The sequence below is a fragment of the Paenibacillus sp. FSL R5-0749 genome (genome assembly GCF_038595085.1).
Classification (GTDB): Bacteria; Bacillota; Bacilli; order Paenibacillales; family Paenibacillaceae; genus Paenibacillus.
The window spans coordinates 3874853-3892703 of record NZ_CP152005.1; the positions used below are offsets into that span (position 1 = coordinate 3874853).

General features: G+C 44.1%; 15 protein-coding genes and 1 riboswitch. Of the genes, 4 read left to right on the forward strand and 11 right to left on the reverse strand.

Annotation, left to right across the window (positions count from 1 at the left end):
* Nucleotides 1-2: 2 nt before the first annotated feature.
* The 3 genes from MKY85_RS17055 to MKY85_RS17065 form a co-directional block, all read right to left on the reverse strand.
* Complete coding sequence (locus MKY85_RS17055; RefSeq protein WP_017688100.1) at nucleotides 3-404, reverse strand: DUF350 domain-containing protein; 402 nt, start codon at nucleotides 402-404, stop codon at nucleotides 3-5.
* Nucleotides 405-502: 98 nt separating this feature from the next.
* A complete protein-coding gene (locus MKY85_RS17060; protein WP_124115240.1) occupies nucleotides 503-1174 on the reverse strand; it encodes a PspA/IM30 family protein in 672 nt (223 codons plus the stop codon).
* 112 nt (nucleotides 1175-1286) lie between these two features.
* Complete coding sequence (locus tag MKY85_RS17065) at nucleotides 1287-1628, reverse strand: hypothetical protein (protein WP_342570260.1); 342 nt, start codon at nucleotides 1626-1628, stop codon at nucleotides 1287-1289.
* A 154-nt stretch (nucleotides 1629-1782) separates the two neighbouring features.
* Here MKY85_RS17065 and MKY85_RS17070 point away from each other — a divergent pair, with 154 nt between their 5' ends.
* Nucleotides 1783-2577, forward strand: coding sequence for a polysaccharide deacetylase family protein (locus tag MKY85_RS17070; protein WP_339234428.1), 795 nt, complete (start codon nucleotides 1783-1785; stop codon nucleotides 2575-2577).
* Nucleotides 2578-2684: 107 nt separating this feature from the next.
* Here the strand turns inward: MKY85_RS17070 and MKY85_RS17075 are convergent, their stop codons facing one another.
* The 3 genes from MKY85_RS17075 to MKY85_RS17085 form a co-directional block, all read right to left on the reverse strand.
* A complete protein-coding gene (locus MKY85_RS17075; RefSeq protein ID WP_339234429.1) occupies nucleotides 2685-3356 on the reverse strand; it encodes a 3D domain-containing protein in 672 nt (223 codons plus the stop codon).
* Between the two features lie 2 nt (nucleotides 3357-3358).
* A riboswitch (cyclic di-AMP (ydaO/yuaA leader) is annotated at nucleotides 3359-3555 on the reverse strand.
* A gap of 220 nt (nucleotides 3556-3775) precedes the next feature.
* A complete protein-coding gene (locus MKY85_RS17080; RefSeq protein WP_339234430.1) occupies nucleotides 3776-4498 on the reverse strand; it encodes an amino acid ABC transporter ATP-binding protein in 723 nt (240 codons plus the stop codon).
* On the reverse strand, nucleotides 4485-5948 hold the full coding sequence (locus MKY85_RS17085; protein WP_342570263.1) for an ABC transporter substrate-binding protein/permease: 1464 nt from the start codon (nucleotides 5946-5948) through the stop codon (nucleotides 4485-4487). The genes MKY85_RS17080 and MKY85_RS17085 overlap by 14 nt, the downstream gene beginning before the upstream one ends.
* Before the next feature lie 180 nt (nucleotides 5949-6128).
* Here MKY85_RS17085 and MKY85_RS17090 point away from each other — a divergent pair, with 180 nt between their 5' ends.
* Nucleotides 6129-7304 carry a M20 family metallopeptidase gene (locus tag MKY85_RS17090; RefSeq protein WP_342570264.1) on the forward strand — a complete coding sequence of 392 codons (1176 nt, stop codon included), beginning with the start codon at nucleotides 6129-6131 and terminating at the stop codon, nucleotides 7302-7304.
* Between the two features lie 264 nt (nucleotides 7305-7568).
* Complete coding sequence (locus MKY85_RS17095) at nucleotides 7569-9335, forward strand: alpha-glycosidase (RefSeq protein ID WP_342570265.1); 1767 nt, start codon at nucleotides 7569-7571, stop codon at nucleotides 9333-9335.
* Between the two features lie 147 nt (nucleotides 9336-9482).
* Here MKY85_RS17095 and glgA read toward each other — a convergent pair whose 3' ends face one another.
* Together glgA and glgB are read right to left on the reverse strand one after the other, a co-directional pair.
* Nucleotides 9483-10925, reverse strand: coding sequence for a glycogen synthase GlgA (gene glgA, locus MKY85_RS17100; RefSeq protein ID WP_342570266.1), 1443 nt, complete (start codon nucleotides 10923-10925; stop codon nucleotides 9483-9485).
* The gene (gene glgB, locus MKY85_RS17105) at nucleotides 10922-12928 is read right to left on the reverse strand and encodes a 1,4-alpha-glucan branching protein GlgB (RefSeq protein WP_342570267.1); all 2007 of its coding nucleotides are present in this window, start codon (nucleotides 12926-12928) and stop codon (nucleotides 10922-10924) included. Before glgB ends, glgA begins: the two co-directional genes overlap by 4 nt.
* A 193-nt stretch (nucleotides 12929-13121) precedes the next feature.
* On the opposite strand from glgB, the gene MKY85_RS17110 reads away from it, so the two are divergent.
* Entirely contained in the window at nucleotides 13122-14348 is a 1227-nt protein-coding gene (locus tag MKY85_RS17110) for a glucose-1-phosphate adenylyltransferase (protein WP_339234441.1), read from the forward strand.
* A gap of 108 nt (nucleotides 14349-14456) precedes the next feature.
* Here MKY85_RS17110 and MKY85_RS17115 read toward each other — a convergent pair whose 3' ends face one another.
* The 3 genes from MKY85_RS17115 to MKY85_RS17125 are packed head-to-tail and all read right to left on the reverse strand — an operon-like array spanning nucleotide 14457 to nucleotide 17846.
* A complete protein-coding gene (locus MKY85_RS17115) occupies nucleotides 14457-15956 on the reverse strand; it encodes a HAMP domain-containing sensor histidine kinase (protein WP_342570268.1) in 1500 nt (499 codons plus the stop codon).
* On the reverse strand, nucleotides 15953-16651 hold the full coding sequence (locus MKY85_RS17120) for a response regulator transcription factor (protein ID WP_017688086.1): 699 nt from the start codon (nucleotides 16649-16651) through the stop codon (nucleotides 15953-15955). Before MKY85_RS17120 ends, MKY85_RS17115 begins: the two co-directional genes overlap by 4 nt.
* A complete protein-coding gene (locus MKY85_RS17125; protein WP_339234445.1) occupies nucleotides 16644-17846 on the reverse strand; it encodes a hypothetical protein in 1203 nt (400 codons plus the stop codon). The genes MKY85_RS17120 and MKY85_RS17125 overlap by 8 nt, the downstream gene beginning before the upstream one ends.
* Nucleotides 17847-17851 lie beyond the last annotated feature (5 nt).

The following is a 17851-nucleotide window of genomic DNA, read 5'->3' on the forward strand; positions in this document are numbered from 1 at the left end:
TCTTATAAACAAGCTGCAATAATCAGTGCGCCCACGATATGTAAAGCGCCAGAGAACAACCCATATCCTGTCTTACCTTGCTGAATTCCTGTATCCAAATCGAGATTGGCCCATCTGCGAATCATAAAGTGAACGACACTCTCCAGAATCAACAAAATGATAAAGGATACCACGGACACCAACAACGCTTCTCCAAGATGACCAGCCGTAGAAATGGACGTAGCAAGTACATAGCCTTGTGCAAATAATTTCATCACCATACGAGTGGTAACCGCCATGTTGCCAGCCTTAACTTCAGCAAAATCCTTATATTTCGTGAACAGTGAATCGACGTACATCAAGACAAACAGCAAAACCGAACCAGATACCGTCCAGACCAGCATCGCCAAAATGTTCAAATCCATTTACACAGCCCCCACATCTCAACATGAACCGCATTTAAAAGCGAAGGAGAAACATTCTTCTCCTCCGCTGGTTAACCCTGCTGATGACAACCAAGGTATTAATTCTTATTATCGTACTGTTTCATCAATGCTGCGAGTTCATCTTCAACAGCCTGATCTTTACCCAACTTCTCGAACTCTTCATCAAGCGATTTGCCTTTGGAAGACATCTCGTTGCTTGCTTCTGCCTGTGCTTCCATCTGCATCATTTTCTCTTCCATGCGCTTCATACCGGCACTTGCAGTATCGGAGCCAAATCCATTCAACGCTTTGTTGATTTCCGTTTGGGCTTTTGCTGCATTGTAGCGGGCTACCAGTGTTTCCCGTTTGTTCTTCATTTGAGTCAGTTGCTTACGCATTTCGTCCAGCTTGCCACGCAGGTTATCTGCTGAAGCCTTGTTTTGATCATAACTGGTTTTGTACTCAGTCATCTTCTCTTCGGCTGCTTTTTTCTCTTCCAAAGCCCTGCGGGCCAGATCCAAGTTTTGAGCACGTGCCGCCGTATGCGCCTGCTCTTCACGTTTTTTCACTAAAGCTTCCTGCTCTTCGAATAGCTGCTTGAATTTCTTCTCAATGGCGATCTGTTGCGCTACTGCTTTCTCCGCATCTTCCAGATCCTCTTGCATGTCACGGATATATTGGTCCGTCATCTTGATTGGGTCTTCTGCCTTGTCAATAATAGCGTTGATGTTAGACATGGTTAGATCACGTAAACGTTTGAAAATGGACATTATGTTATTCCTCCTAGTCGATATTACATCGTATATAAACATACATACGTAACAATCTACAACTCGTTTCAATTTTAGCAAATAAAATTAAAACATGCGATTGCTCTTTATATTAGGAAGATCGTTTATCCTTGCTCAGATGATCCTCCATCAGCCTCTCTGCAGTCTGCACGATTTCATCGATCTGCATCCGTGTAATGGAATCAAAATGGATACCCATAATTACCGTAACGGTCATTCTTAATTGTTGGGCAGCCTTTCGGGCAAGCCGCTCACACAGTTCTTGTTCCTTATGTCCCGGAATATGGACCGTCGTGCCGCTGACCCGCTCATCTTCCACATAGAACGTGGCTACAGCGCCAATATGAGCTTTTCCTCCCGTAACGAGAAAAACCTTATCCTCTCCTGCTTCAATCACTTGTAAACGTATCGATTTCAAATCATACGTACTCATGGCTATTCCACCGCTCCTTTTCTATATGTTATATATCGTGGAATTATGGCTGTCATGAGTTAAATCAGCAATGAAACTTCTCACACTGCGCATATTTTCTCAAGCCCACGGGCATACCATAGAGAACGTCATTTTGGAAAAGGAGGCTGTTATTATGCGCGTACGCCTCATTATGCTGATGGTTATCGTTGTTTTTCTCGGAGGATATCAAGCACCACCAGCTTCATCACGGGATGCTTCAGACCCGCCAAGTGAATCGGTATCCAATACTGATTCCGTGGAAGAAGAACAATTAACATTGGGACAGTTACGTCAGAAATATGCCGATACGTTCAAAACTAATGGTCCTTCAACTAAACAGGTTGCGTTAACATTTGATGATGTGCCCGATCCACGGTTTACTCCGCAGGTGTTGGATCTGTTGAAAAAGTATAAAGTCAGAGCTACGTTTTTCATCGTTGGTAGTCGTGCTGAGAAGCACCCCGATTTGGTAAAAAGGATTGTTAAGGAAGGGCACATCGTTGGCAATCACAGCTACAATCATCCGGAGTTCAGTAAGCTGTCGATGAATGCCTTCCGCAAACAAATTTTACATACCGGGGATATCATTCGCCATTTGGCGGGATATACGCCCAAGATGATTCGACCTCCGTATGGAGACATTAATGAAGAACAGCTGCAATGGGCTGCCAGACAACATTATAGTATTGTGAACTGGAACGTTGACTCTCTGGACTGGAAAGGTCTTTCCAAGGAAAAGGTAAAAGATAACATCCTGTCTGCTGTAAAACCTGGCTCCATCGTTCTACAACATGCAGGAGGCGGAGTTGGATCGAATCTGAATGGTACGATTGAGGCTTTGCCTGAAATTATTGAGGAACTGCGTAACCGGGGATATGAACTGGTCACCTTGGACGAAATGCTGGGATTACCGAAGGCGAAAGAATAGAATAACCGTGTTAGGTAATCAAGGAAATATTAAAAGGGTGCTGTTCAATCGCAAGTTAGCGACTGGCAGACACCCTGTTTGAATTCAGTTTAAATGAAATTTACGCTCTACTTCAGAATGTACAACTCGATATCCTGAAAACCAAATGTGCTTACCGACTGTTTGCTACCAGGGATAAAGATATCAATCCGGTGACCCTTGATTGCACCGCCCACATCACGTGCTGTAGCCACAAAAGCCTGTTTTGGCAAGCCTGGATGGCTGTGACCCGTTACCAGTACTTTGGTTCCAAGTGGAATGACACTAGGATCTACTGCAATCGTACCCAGTTCAAGGTCATTTCCGAAATAATCGACGGCACCCCATCCTCCATTTTCAGACGGATCTGCAGAGTATGCTGTTGCTTTCACGTTCACAGTTTTACTGTAATCGAATGTTTTACCCCACGCTTGAACCACTTTGTTATCAGTGTTAACGTCCAAGCTTGCTGTCGTAACCGTTTTGGCTTGGGTCTTGCTCTCCGTCGCCGCGGCAGCTACATTGTTTGCCTTACCGGGAATCGTAATTTTCAAACCACCATAAATGTTGTAAGGCGAAATGTCATTGTTTGCTTTAACTAACGTGTTCATTGATACTCCGTATTGTTTCGATAAGGTGTAGAAGGTATCCCCCTCTTTGGCCACATGAACTGAATCGGCGTGAGCCGGAACGGCTTGAATGAGCATTGCTGTTGTCATTAATGCTACTGCTGTTTTGGCTATACGTTTCTTGTTAATCATGGTCTTCCTCCCTCATTGTGCCTGCGAAGTTAGTTGTCGGATTCGGATGAGGAGCCCACCCTATAGGTCCATCATTACATTTGAAACGATATGTACCCCTAATTCACCCCAAGCAGTGTGCTGTAGATCTTCCCCCTGCACTATCTGCATCGTTACATCCCCCGCACTCCCTGTCCGGAAGTTTCGGCAGAGTTCAATATATCACAATTTTGTAACCTGAACTTGTAGTAATTCTTACCAAACGGATTCAACATGTATAAGCACGTGTAAGAATATTGAATACACTAAAAGTGTTGGGCCAGATATCCGCTATATATTTGGTAACAGAATAGTTACTTTTTGAATCCCATATGTAATTATTTTCAACAAAAAAATAGCGTTACCGACTCGAAGTCAGTAACGCTATTTAATCAATTCATTTAGAGTACTTTCGCAAGGAAGTCACGTGTACGTGAATTTTTCGGTGCTCCAAACACCTCATCAGGTGTTCCCTCTTCCACAATAACCCCGCCATCCATGAACAGGATCCGGTCTCCAACTTCACGTGCAAACCCCATCTCATGCGTGACGATGACCATGGTCATCCCGCCTTCTGCAAGACGTTTCATGACATCCAGTACCTCACCGACCATCTCAGGGTCCAATGCCGATGTAGGCTCGTCAAACAGCATGACATGCGGCTGCATGGCCAGTGCTCTAGCAATGGCGATCCGCTGCTTCTGTCCACCGGACAGCTGATTCGGGAATACATCTTTTTTATCGTACAAGCCCACGGTGTTAAGCAGATCAGCAGCAATTTTTTCCGCTTCCAGCGTGGATTGTTTCTTTACTTTGATCGGAGCAATTGTGATGTTTTGTTCTACCGTTTTGTGTGGGAACAGGTTGAAATGTTGAAACACCATACCCATTTTCTCACGAGTTGCGTTAATGTTGTGCTTGGGGTCTGTGATTGACACGCCTTCAAAATCAATCTCTCCCGAGGTAGGTTGTTCCAGCAGGTTCAGACAACGCAAGAATGTACTTTTCCCCGAACCGGAAGGACCGATGACCACGACAACCTCACCTTTGCCAATCGTCACGTTAATGCCCTTAAGCACATCGTTATTTCCATAAGATTTGTGTAATTGTCTAACGTCTATCACTTGCACTCAACTTCCTTTCCAGTCGTCCCAGCAGCTTGGACAAAATGAACGTCATTACAAAGTAGATGGCTGCTGCAATCAAAAATGGACTCAAGCCTTGGTACGTAATATTTTTGACCACACTTGCCTGATACATAATGTCCACCATACCGATAACGGAGATAATGGAGGATTCTTTGATGATGGTTATGAATTCATTACCGATCGCCGGTAATACAGCTTTGAAGGCTTGCGGTAAAATAATATAACGCATTGCTGCCCCTCTACCCATTCCCAGGGAACGAGCTGCTTCCAACTGACCCCGATCCACACCTTGAATACCTGCACGGAAAATCTCTGCCAGATAAGCACCACTATTAATTGAAAGTGTAATGATACCTGCCTGAAGTGCAGTGAAGTTAATGCCAAAGCTTAGGGAAAAACCATAGTAAATGATCATTAATTGTACCAGCATTGGTGTACCACGGATCACTTCAACGTAAGCAGTACCGATCCACCGCAAAATTGCAGCGTCATGCAAACGGAACAAACAGATGATCAATCCAATAATTACCCCGAAGATAACCCCAAGTGCAGACAACAGAAGTGTGTAGCCTATACCTGTAGCATAGAAACTTTTGTACTGCCAGAATACTTGGAAAATATTTTGTGATTTGTTTGCTTTGTCCGCCATCAAGAGGCTGGCGTCCGTCACCATCTGATTGATTTTATCTTCGCTTTTCAATCGCTCCAGTGTTCCATTTACGGCTGCTAGCAGCTCGGTATTGCCTTTACGAATCCCGATTGCCGCTTCTGCTTGCTCTTCGTCCGGAACAGCAGCAGCAAGTCCAATGATATCGTCCAGATAACCTGCAGCCACGGTATCTTCTACGATTGCCGCGTCAATACGTTTGGTTTGCAGTTGAAGCACGATATCCGAGATTTTATCAAGCGCAGTAAGCTTCGCTCCTGGAATACTCTGTCCGATCGTTTCCTGAATGGAGCCTTTCTGAACGCCAATCTTCGCATTTTCAAGTTCGGTCATGGTTGGATATTTGTCTTTATCCACATTGCGAACCATGATCACTTGTTTTGATTTATAGTAGGTGTCGGAAAAATCGATACTTTTCTTCCGCTCATCCGTCGGCGTCATACCTGAAATCACCAGATCAACACGCCCGCTCTGCAATGAAGGCAGAAGACCGTCGAAGCCCATATCCTCAATCACAAGCTCAGCGCCAAGATCTTTGGCAATCTCTTTGGCGATCTCAATATCAAAACCAACGATTTCATCTTTACCATTAATCACTTTATGGAATTCATATGGTGCAAAATCGGCACTTGTACCGAGCACCAGCTTTTTACTGCTTGAATTATCTGTAGTTCCACTTGCCAATGCCACAGGAACGGCAGTCGTCAGCAGAATAACAAAGGTCAACAGCATTATGGTGTAACGACTTATCAATTTCAACCTTTTTCTCCCCTTACAGTACATTGTATGCTTCTCATGTTGATGACTGAGTCATTATAAAGTACAATGCATGATTATGCAATGCATTTTGAAATTACAAATCTTGACTTGTTTCTGAAAAAATAAAGCAAACATGATATAATCAATGAATTATTTTCATTACGTATAAGGAGTTTACCAATGACATCTAAAAAATCACAAATTCTTACGGTTATTGATCAATATGCTTCCCGTTTTAAAGCCATTTCATCATATATCGGTGCGAATCCCGAACTGGGAAATGAAGAGTATCTCGCTTCTGCCCGTTTGAAAGAAGAACTTCTCTATCATGGTTTCACTGTAGAGGCTCCCATTCTTGGACTGGAGACAGCCTTTATCGGAACGTATTCCGCCGCCAAACCCGGCCCTACCATTGCATTATTGTGCGAATATGACGCGCTGCCGGAGATCGGTCACGCTTGTGGTCACCATCTGATCTGCATGATGAGTCTTGGAGCTGCTGTTGGGCTTAAGGCCATTCTGGATGAAGCAGGTGGAACAATTAAAGTGTTTGGCACACCCGCTGAAGAGACTCGTGGTGCCAAAGTTCCGATGGCGGAAGCAGGCTTGTTCGATGACTGCGATGTTGCCCTTATGGCGCATCCATACTATGCCTACGAAAAGTCAGGCAGCTCGCTGGCGATTGATGCTGTTCAATTTGAATTTCATGGTCGATCTTCACATGCTGCCGCAAGTCCGCATGAAGGCATTAATGCTCTGGATGCCGTCATTCAAACGTTCAACGGAATCAATGCATTCCGGCAACAAGTGAAAAGTACCGTTCGGATTCACGGTGTGATCAATAACGGAGGTCAGGCAGCAAACATCATTCCTGACTACGCTTCTGCACAATTTTATGTGCGTGCTGCAACCCGTAAAGAACTGAATATCCTCACTGAACGTGTGATTCAGATCGCTGAAGGTTCTGCGCTGCAGACAGGTTGCAAGCTCGTGACATCCAACTATGAAACGTCCTATGACGAGATGGTCACCAATGAGGCATTCTCAGCGGCATTTAGTCAAAATCTGATGGAACTCGGTATCCCGCAAGAAGAGATTGTGAGTGGTAACGATCATGGCTCCATGGACATCGGTAACGTTTCCCTGAAATGTCCCGCAATCCACCCCTACATCCGTGTAGTGGATGAAGTTCATACCCTGCACTCCATTGCCTTCCGTGATCTTGCACTTCAGGACCGCGCGCTGGATGGCATGATTCTGGGAGCAAAAGCACTTGCTACAACAGCCTACGACGTACTCAGTCAGCCAGAACTGCTTCAAACCATCCGAACGGAATTCGAGCAAGCTATTCGCTAAGAATCTAATCAACATGTGATATAGGCCCCCTAAACAGACTTGAATTCCAAGCTGTTTCAGGGTGCCTTTTTCTTAATTAGCTGTACGTATATTCAGCAAGAAGCTGGAGATGCTGTGAAAGAAACCTTTGAAAACGATGAAAATAATTCATTTTATTACAGTAAATGTGGTTCATTTGCTGGCTAACTTGGTTATTTATTGATATAAGTACGTGTTCAAAAAGACCGGTTTTCATAACTTATCCTATATTGAGGAGGTGCTGTCATGCTGCTAGAAGCCATGTATCATGTTCCTCGTGACAAGTGGGCTTATGCCTATAATTCGTCAACCATACATCTGCGTGTACGAACCAAACGAAATGATGTGCAATACGTGACTGCACTGACCGGAGATAAGTACAATTGGAACGGAACGTATAAGGAAATACAACTGGAGAAGGCTGCTGCGGATAGCATATTTGATTATTGGGAGGCTGCCATCAAGCCACAATTCAAACGTCTCACCTATATATTTCGAATAACCGCCGGTTCGGAAGATGTTTTTCTTGCCGATAACGGAATTCATTATGAGCTCCCCTATCCAACCGGAGGATATTATGAGTTTTCGTATATACATGAAATCGATGTGTTTAAGGTACCTGAATGGGCCAAAGAAGCCGTCTTTTATCAGATCATGACTGAACGGTTTGCTAATGGTGATCCCAAGCTGAATCCTCCAGAAACGCATGAATGGGGTGGCAAACCGGAATTGGACAATTTTTTTGGTGGAGATCTGCAAGGTGTGCTGGATCATTTGCATGACTTGACCGAACTTGGCGTGAACGCCATTTACTTTACCCCGCTATTCCAAGCCAATTCCTATCACAAATACGACACAATAGACTATAAAAAAGTCGACCCTCATTTTGGTGACAATGCCCTGCTCAAACAATTGACAGAAGAATGCCATCGTCTGGGTATCCGAGTGATGCTTGACGCTGTGTTTAACCATTGCAGTGAAGACTTCCCTCCTTTTCAAGACGTTCTCCAGAATGGAAAAAACTCAAAGTATGCCGGCTGGTTCCACATCAATGAATATCCGGTTCAGATCAAAGACGGTATCCCTACCTACGATACATTTGGTTTCTATGGCAACATGCCCAAGTTCAATACAGCCAACCCAGAGGTTAAAGCATATCTACTTGATGTAGCAGAGTACTGGATTAAGGAAATCAAGCTAGATGGCTGGCGTCTGGATGTAGCCAATGAAGTGGACAACCATTTCTGGCGTGATTTTCGCAAGGTTGTTAAGGCGGCGAATCCGGAAGCCTATATTGTTGGTGAAGTATGGAGCGACTCCTTAACCTGGCTTATGGGTGATCAATTCGATTCCGTCATGAATTACCCATTTGCCGACAAAGTGCTTCAGTTCTTCTGTGGTTCAATGGATGGTTATAACTTTGCCAATGAGATGGGTTCACTGATTATGCGCTATCCACAACAAACCAACGAAGTCATCTTCAATATGCTGTGCAGCCATGATACCCCACGACTGCTGACCCGGTTAGGTGAAGACAAACGCCGTTTAAAGTTGTCGGTTGTATTTCTTTTCACCTATATCGGTACACCCTGTATTTTCTACGGCGATGAGGTGGGAATTAGTGGTGATGCTGATCCAGATTGTCGAAAATGTATGGAATGGGACCCCGCCAAGCAAGACAGAGAACTGTATGATTTCTATCGTCTGATGATTGATTTACGTAAAAGCAATGAAGCCCTACGCAAAGGACGCTTCCGTTTCCTTAAGGCGGATCACCATGATCCCTGTATTGTGTACGAGCGTGTGGATGACAACCTTCACTTTACCGTATGGATGAATAATACACCTCAAGATCGAACGCTTTCTCATCCCATGGAAACGAAAGACTGGAAGGATGCATTAACCGAAGAGCCTGTATTTCCAACCGATGGAATGATGAATATTAAACTTGACCCGTATGGGTACCGCATTTTGTATAGACAGCTTGATCAGACAAACATCCAACACTATTGAAGTTTATATTCAAACAGTCATATAAAAAAAGAGAAAACACTTCCACTGTCTCAGATGTTGACTTTCATTCTGAACTTTGGAAGTGTTTTTGTTTATTAGTTTAAAAAAAGCCACAGCATGATATGCTGCGACTCATTCAGGATTACATCAGTTTACAGGCTCATGTGTGATCCGGCGATATATGTCCATATATTCTTCAGCTGAGACGTTCCAGCTGTATTCCCCGCTCATTGCATTTTTCACAATCTTCTTCCAATGTTCTGGCTGTTTGTAGATTTCCTCGGCACGTCGAATGGTATTCATCATGTCATGTGCATTAAAGCTAGTGAATGAGAATCCATTCCCTTCTCCAGTATACTCATTGTATGCCTGCACAGTATCGTTCAGCCCCCCTGTTTCCCTTACCAGAGGCACACTCCCATACCGCAGAGCCAGTAACTGACTAATACCACATGGTTCGAACCTCGATGGCATCAGGAAGATATCACTCCCTGCATAGAAGCGGCGGGATAACCCATCGTTAAACGTGATCTGGGCAGACATTTTGAGCGGATAACGATTAGCGGCTTCACGGAACCAGTGTTCATACGTTGGCTCTCCTGTTCCCAGTACAGCGAATTGAATGTCATCATAGTACAACAATTCATCCAGGATACGGCAGACCAGATCAAGCCCCTTTGAGTCCACGAGCCTTGTCACCATCACCATGAGAGGTACATCGGGACGAACTGGAAGCCCAAGTTCCTTTTGCAGCTCAATTTTGTTCTCCGTTTTCTTGGCCAGACTCGTTCTGTATTTTACTGGAATTTTAGTATCCGTTGCCGGGTTGTAGCTCTTGGTATCAATCCCGTTCACAATCCCGCTGAAACGATCTCCAAGTGAGTTTAGCAGTCCGTCCAATCCGTATCCATAATAAGAGGTTTGCACCTCCTGAGCATATGTTGGGCTCACAGTTGTCACATGGTCAGCATACACAATTCCTGCTTTCAGGAAATTGACATTACCATAATATTCGGCTCCATCTACGGTGAAATATCGATCGTCCAACTCAAGGATTTCACTGAATAACTCATGCGGGAATACCCCTTGGTACAACAAGTTATGTATGGTGAATACCGTACGAATATCACTGTAGAATGAATCATGTTTGTAATGGGCTTCAAGTACCAAAGGAATCATTCCTGCATGCCAGTCATGACTGTGCAGCACGTCAGGTTTGAACTCAATCTGTGGCAACACTTCGAGAACTGCACGGTTGAAGAAGGCGAAACGCTCGCCGTCATCCATATACCCGTACACTCCATCACGACCAAAATAATACTCATTATCCACAAAATAAACTGGAATTCCATCATAAACCAGCATTTCTATTCCACAATAAGGTCTGCGCCAACCAAGAGGCACATCAGTTGTGATGACTGGTTGCAATGCCTCTTTATATTCATTAGGAATCCCTTTGTATTTAGGCATAATCACCCGCACGTCTGCCCCGTTCTTCTTTAATGCGAAAGGGAGAGCACCGATTACGTCAGCAAGGCCACCTGTTTTGATAAATGGATGTACTTCAGCAGCAGCAAATAGAATATTCATACCTTTGTCCTCCTCTTCGGCTTTAGCGTGTTGTTTTCTTTCTTATTTTTCGTTGTTGAACTGACGGAAGTAATACTCGCAGGCGATTCATCCGTTTTCCGACGCGTGTTCTTTTTTAGAATCACAATGCTCAGCGGAGGCAAAACTAATTCAAGACTATGCGGATGCCCATGAAAAGGAATCTTTTCGGTAGGCAGTTGCATATCATTAGTAATGCCTGAACCGCCGTAGACGGAATGGTCACTGTTCAGAACTTCGGTATACATACCGGGACGCATGACACCAATCCGGTAACGCTCCCGCTTGACCGGCTGAAAGTTTATGAGCACAAGGAGTGTATCCGCAGGTTTTTTTCCTTTGCGTACATATGAAATGACACTCTGGTCCTGATCATCCGGAGTGATCCATTCATAACCGTCCAAGGAATGATCAAGCTCCCACAAAGCTTTTTCGCTCAAGTACAGGTTAGACAGCTCACGCTCAAACTGATGTAAATTGCGGTGACTGTCATAATCCAGCAAGAACCAGTCCAGTTGATCCTCATCTTTCCATTCAATGAACTGGCCGAATTCTCCACCCATAAACAACAGCTTTTTCCCTGGGAAAGTCATAAAATAGCCCAGAAAAGCACGCATGCCAGCAAATTTCTGCTCATAGGTTCCTGGCATCTTGTCGAGGAGCGACTTTTTGCCATGAACAACCTCGTCATGAGACAGAGGAAGCACATAATTTTCAGCAAAGGAGTATACGACCGGGAAAGTCAGCAAATGATGTTTGGAAGGACGTTCATGAAAATCAGATTCCATGTAATCAAGTGTGTCATTCATCCAGCCCATGTTCCATTTGTAGTTAAAGCCCAGACCACCTTCATGTACTGGTAAAGTCACCATTGGCCATGCACTTGATTCTTCAGCCATCATCAATGCATAAGGGAAATACTTAAACACCGTCTCATTTAGCTGCTGTAAGAAAGCTACAGCCTCTTTGTTTTCAAGACCACCTTCATCATTGGTACGATATTGTCCTGGCTGTTTCTCAAAATCAAGCCGAAGCATACTCGTAACTGCATCAACACGGAGTCCGTCAAAATGATACATCTCCATCCAATATAATGCATTGGAGATCAGAAATGAACGAATTTCAGGTTTCGAGTAGTCAAAGCTGAGTGTACCCCAACCCGGCTTCTCCGCTAACATCGGATCTGCATACTCATACAAAGGCGTACCATCAAACATACGCAGCCCATGAGCGTCTTTGGCAAAATGTGCAGGAACCCAATCCAGCAATACGCCAATCCCAGCCTGATGTAATGTATCCACCAGGTACATCAGATCTTTCGGATGCCCATAACGACTGGTTGGCGCGTAAAATCCTGTGTTTTGGTATCCCCACGAAAGGTCGTATGGATGTTCACTGAGGGGCATCATTTCAACATGTGTATATTTCATTTCTAATAAGTAAGGAACAAGTAAATCAGCCATCTCGCGATAATTATAGAGGCTTCCGTCTTCTTTTCGCCTCCAGGTTCCCATATGCATTTCGTAAATATGTAGAGGTTTGTTATACATGGTACGTTGTTTGCGTCTCCAGGCTCCATCATTCCATTTATACCCTTCGATTGAACTGGTGACAGAAGCTGTCTGAGGTCGAACCTCTGCTTGAAACGCGTATGGGTCCGCTTTGAGCAATTCTGTGCCATCTTCCGTTAATATTCGGAACTTGTATAAAGTTCCTTCACTGATTTCCGGAAAAAAACGACTCCAAAATCCTGATTCGGGTATCTTATATAAAGGTTCCTTTTCGCCTTTCCATTCATTGCGGTCCAGAGCCAGTCCTACTTCTGCGGCATTTGGCGCCCATACGGTAAAGCGATACCCCTGAAGGCCATCGCAAGTCTCAGGCTGTGCGCCCAACATTCGATAACTGTGATGAAGGTTTCCTTCATGAAATAAATAAATATGCTCCGGCAATATATCCGGATGTGCTAACGGTTGAATGGCCAAGAGATCACCTTCTTCTCAAGAAAATAGATATAACAGTTACCATTACCCCATTCTAGCCAAGTTGAAAAGAAAAATGCGGTGCTTTAGAAAATGTTGTATTTTTTCTGAATTTTTACAGCAACAATAGTTTCAATTGTTCTACTTTGCGTTAATGATGTACTACAATGCACAATATTTTGGGAGGGAAACGATTATGTTTAATAAAGATTGCATCGCTATGCTGTTGGCGGGAGGAGAAGGGAAGCGATTAGCCCCTTTAACCTCGAGTATCGCAAAACCCGCTGTACCGTTTGGCGGGCACTACCGGATCATCGATTTTCCTCTCAGTAACTGCGTAAACTCAGGGATCGATACTGTAGGAGTATTGACGCAGTACCAAGCGGAATCGTTACATGATCATATTGGTGGAGGAGAACCATGGGGACATGGCAACTCAAATGAGGCAGGAATTTCCTTACTTCCATCTTATCATACAGGAAATGACGAATACTTGGGAACGGCGGATGCTATTTATAAAAATATTGACTATATTGATCAACAAAACCCCGAAAATGTTCTAATTTTGTCGGGTGACCATATTTATCATATGAATTATCGTGATATGTTGGAGGCTCATCAGGCCAATAATGCCGCAGCAACGATTTCAGTTATGGAAGTTCCTTGGGACGAAGCACATCGCTTTGGCATTATGGCTGCCGATGCTGATCTGCGTGTAACAGAATTTGCCGAGAAGCCGGCTGAACCAAAAAGTAATCTGGCTTCAATGGGCATTTACATGTTCAAATGGGAGTACTTGAAGCGCCATCTATTGGAAGATGCTGCTAACCCTGAGTCCAGCCATGACTTCGGTAAAGATGTTATTCCACAGATGTTGAACGAAAACAATCCCCTTTTTGTCTATAACTTTAATGGGTATTGGAAAGATGTTGGTACAGTTAAGAGTCTGTGGGATGCCCATATGGACCTGCTCTACAACGATGAGAACTGGAGTCTGCAAAAAGAAAACTGGCCGATGTTTACTCGCGGCTGGCGTTCCAAGCCAAGTGCTTACAAAGCCAGAAATGCGAAGATCGAACAGTTAGCTTCCATGATTCATGACTCTTGTGCCATCGAAGGTCGTGCAGAACGTTCCGTTATCTTCTGCGGCGCTGAAGTAGGTAAAGGCTCTGAGGTTAAAGACAGTGTCGTTATGCCTAACGCACGTATAGGCCGTGGGGTTCACATCGAACGCGCCATCATCGGTGAAGGTGCAATTATCAAAGACGGTGCAATTGTGAAGGGTACAGCGGATGAAATTGTTGTCGTTGGACCTAACGAGGTCGTCTCTGCCAAACCGGCTGTCCGTACGCAACCCGTTCGTATGTTGAAAGAAGTATATGAAAAAAGTGGGCGCTTGCGCGCTGGTGAACTTTCTTCATAATGAAATAAACGTTATACAAAAAAGGCGAGCCTTGGATGGCTCGCCTTTTTGATATTGATATGAATATTGTGAAGCAGACCTGGTCGGTGATCGCAAATGGATTCAAGCTTAAGACTTTTCCTGATCCAATTTTACATCACTTGCTGTTCGTTCTTCAGGCAATGCATGATCACCAGACTGCGTTACAGATTCTTCTGTACCCGTCTCATCAGCCACAGCCGGTAACGTCACCGTAACGATTGTACCCGATCCAAGTTCACTCTGCATCGTAATTGTTCCCTCATGCAGTTCAACCAGTTCTTGCGTAATCGCAAGTCCCAGTCCCGTTCCCCCATTTTGATGATTGACCTGGAAGAAGCGATCCCGTACTTTAATCAGGTGTTCTTCACTAATTCCGATACCGGTGTCTTGAACCGCTGCAATAATCTGACCATTCTCTTCTTTAACAGACAAGAAAATCCAGGAATTCTCATGTGAAAATTTGATCGCATTATCTACAATGTTTAAAAAGACTTGTTTCAGTCGATTCCCGTCTCCATGGACATTATAAGCTCGAGTCTCGTCTGTTTCCAGCTTCAGATGAACCTGTTTTTGTTCCGCTTTGGCCCAGACATTCAACATCGTTTCCTGCACAATTTCACGTATGTTGACCGTTCCTTTAACCAGCTTCATCTGATTCTGCTGCAATTTGGAGAAATCCAGCATCTCTTCGACCAGTCCAATCAATCGTTCGGTTTCTTTGGAAATGATACCCATGCCGATACGGGTTTCTTCCGGATCATAACCGCCTGAGTCCAGTGTCTCGCTCCAGCCCTTGATACTGGTCAGCGGTGTTCTTAATTCATGGGAGATCGACGAGATAAAATCATCCTTGATCTGATTGCTGCGCACAATCTCATGTGCCATGAAATTAAGTGTTGATGCCAATTCGCCCAGTTCGTGCTTGTAATTCCCCTTTACCCTGACATCCAGCCGTCCTCTGGCCATTTGGGCAGAGACTGCGGTGATGTTGTTGATTGGACGTACAATGGAATTCGCCATCCCAATACTAATGATCAAAACGATAGCAAGCACGCCAATACCGACCGCAATGGCAAGCATTCCCATATTCAGTAGTTTGGAGTTCACATTTTCAAGCGATGTAAGGTATCGAATAACATACGTATTTTCGCCGCCAAGATCAAACTTGTGTGAAACGGCCATGACAGATTCTCCAGTACCTGGTTGTCTTCCAATCCAGCGCCCCATATCCCCGTTCAAAGCCTGCATAATATCACTGGTTTGCAGCACCGCACGGTCGGATTCAAAAGCAGTTGAACTTGCCAATACACGCCCGTTCAGATCCAAAATTTCCAACTCAGTATTGGACAGTGCCAAATTTACAATTAATCTGGACAGATTATTGCCATCTTCCGTGTTATTCTCACGAGCGATCGGCTCGAAAAAGTCCTTTGAATTGGAAATGTGGGTACTAATCGTATTGTAGATACTTTCATAATAATACCTTTGCACTGCCAACATAAATACGAATTCGACCAACAGCAGAGCAAGAAAAACTACAAAGAAATAATGTAGTACGATCTGCCGTGTAATGCCTTTTTTAATCATTGCTCCCGGCCCTTCCATTTGTACCCGTGACCCCATACAGTCTGCAGGTATTCGGGCTCGGAAGGATTGTTCTCAATTTTTTGACGCAAACGACGAATGTTAACATCCACAATTTTGGGATCACCCATGTACTCTTTTCCCCATACATGATCTAACAATACATCGCGGCTGAGCGGTGTATTCTCTTTTTCCAGGAAAAACTGAATCAGGGAAAACTCCGTTGGAGTCAGCTCAATGGCTTCATTCTGTTTCTTAAATTGCTTCGAAATGAGGTCCAACGAAAATGGTCCGGACTGGAACGTAACCTTCGCCGCAGTTTCCCGATGCACGTTCACACGGCGTAATAACGACTGAATACGTGCAATCAACTCTGTTGGGCTGAAAGGCTTGCTTACGTGATCATCTGCACCAACGGAGAGTGCGTACACTTTATCCTGTTCCTGAACTTTCGCGGTCAAAAAGATGATGCCCAGACGTTCATTCGTTTCACGGATCCGTCGACACACCTCGAATCCATCAATACCTGGTACCATGACATCAAGCAGAGCCAGATCAATATCCGGTACTGTTTGCAGTATGCGAAGCGCTTCATGGCCGTCACCCGCTTCAAGCACTTCGAAACCGTTTCTCTTCAAATTAATCACTATAAAACTGCGGATGGATTCTTCATCCTCAAGAATAAGTACTTTACTCATTAAGTTCTCCCTTTCTATTCAGCTGAGAAATATTGCTCAGTGCATCTTTACCCGCCTCTGATTGTGCTACTCGTGAAGCAATAACCCGATCTTTGGTACGCGTAATTTCCTTCCAGCTTTTACCCTTCTCCTGTTCCCACTTGGAAAGGGTGAAATATTTGATCTCTGCCACGGTTTCATCCGTATCAATCATTTTAAATCGAATATATTTTTCCTTTTCCGATTTGGTGTCTATAGTGATCTTACCGTACCACTCTGGCTTGAGATTTAGATGAAATAAATCAGCATCATCCCGGAATTGGAACGAGACAAATTTCTTGCCTTCTTTGCCATCCCATTGATAATAGGTATAGAACCACAACCTGGAGTCAAAAACGTAATGCTCCCAACCTTTTGGAGTCTCTTTAAGTCCAAACTCAATAATACCATCATTATCGACATCACCGCTTAAAATTTTGTCATCTCTATACGTTTGATCCGGTGATTTAAAAGCATTAATTAACTTGTTATCCTTAACATACATGATTTGCGAGAAGGAACTCCGATCATCCAGCTCAATATCCAGTACAATCCCCATTTGTCCTTTGGAGATCTCTCCACCAAGAGCACTATAAACTTCTTTAACCGTATAATCGGTCTGCACCCGATCAACTTCCTTGAAGCTGCCATCTTCATACTGATATAAAGCAGTGGTTGCAAAGCCGCTGTTGTTGAGCGAAATGATAACAAAATCGCTCTTGCCGTCCCCACTCAAATCCAGCGTGTTTCCCTGCGCATCATCAATAATATACTGGTTATATGGTACTCCGCCCAGAACCTGCTCCAGCGCCCCGCCTTTATAAGAGTAGGCTGTCAAAGCTTTCTGCTCCTGTAAACTTACACCAAGAATAATATCCGGATTTCCATCATTCGTAATATCCAATACTTTAAAGGATTGCAGCTCATTTCCCGGCACATCAAATGTAAGCTTTTTAACCCATGCGCCTCCCTGCTCTTCCAAAATCATGCCATGGATTCGCACATTCTCGTTTGGTGTCTCATAAAAGACAATTGCTTCTCGAGTTCCATCCCCATTCAGGTCTTCTACCCGAATCATACTGGTGTTATTCATATCCTTGGGACGGATCAAGGTGCTCTCTGGTGGTAGTTTAAGCTGAACCACGTTGTATAGTTTTTCCTTATCTGTGGACATCATTGGTT

What these genes read in the sequence shown, in the direction of transcription:
- MKY85_RS17055 (WP_017688100.1), bottom strand. Translation starts at nt 404, where the DNA reads ATGGATTTGAACATTTTGGCGATGCTGGTCTGGACGGTATCTGGTTCG.
- MKY85_RS17120 (WP_017688086.1), bottom strand. Translation starts at nt 16,651, where the DNA reads ATGAGTAAAGTACTTATTCTTGAGGATGAAGAATCCATCCGCAGTTTT.
- MKY85_RS17110 (WP_339234441.1), top strand. Translation starts at nt 13,122, where the DNA reads ATGTTTAATAAAGATTGCATCGCTATGCTGTTGGCGGGAGGAGAAGGG.
- MKY85_RS17075 (WP_339234429.1), bottom strand. Translation starts at nt 3,356, where the DNA reads ATGATTAACAAGAAACGTATAGCCAAAACAGCAGTAGCATTAATGACA.
- MKY85_RS17070 (WP_339234428.1), top strand. Translation starts at nt 1,783, where the DNA reads ATGCGCGTACGCCTCATTATGCTGATGGTTATCGTTGTTTTTCTCGGA.
- MKY85_RS17115 (WP_342570268.1), bottom strand. Translation starts at nt 15,956, where the DNA reads ATGATTAAAAAAGGCATTACACGGCAGATCGTACTACATTATTTCTTT.
- MKY85_RS17065 (WP_342570260.1), bottom strand. Translation starts at nt 1,628, where the DNA reads ATGAGTACGTATGATTTGAAATCGATACGTTTACAAGTGATTGAAGCA.
- MKY85_RS17095 (WP_342570265.1), top strand. Translation starts at nt 7,569, where the DNA reads ATGCTGCTAGAAGCCATGTATCATGTTCCTCGTGACAAGTGGGCTTAT.
- MKY85_RS17125 (WP_339234445.1), bottom strand. Translation starts at nt 17,846, where the DNA reads ATGATGTCCACAGATAAGGAAAAACTATACAACGTGGTTCAGCTTAAA.
- MKY85_RS17090 (WP_342570264.1), top strand. Translation starts at nt 6,129, where the DNA reads ATGACATCTAAAAAATCACAAATTCTTACGGTTATTGATCAATATGCT.
- MKY85_RS17060 (WP_124115240.1), bottom strand. Translation starts at nt 1,174, where the DNA reads ATGTCCATTTTCAAACGTTTACGTGATCTAACCATGTCTAACATCAAC.
- glgA (WP_342570266.1), bottom strand. Translation starts at nt 10,925, where the DNA reads ATGAATATTCTATTTGCTGCTGCTGAAGTACATCCATTTATCAAAACA.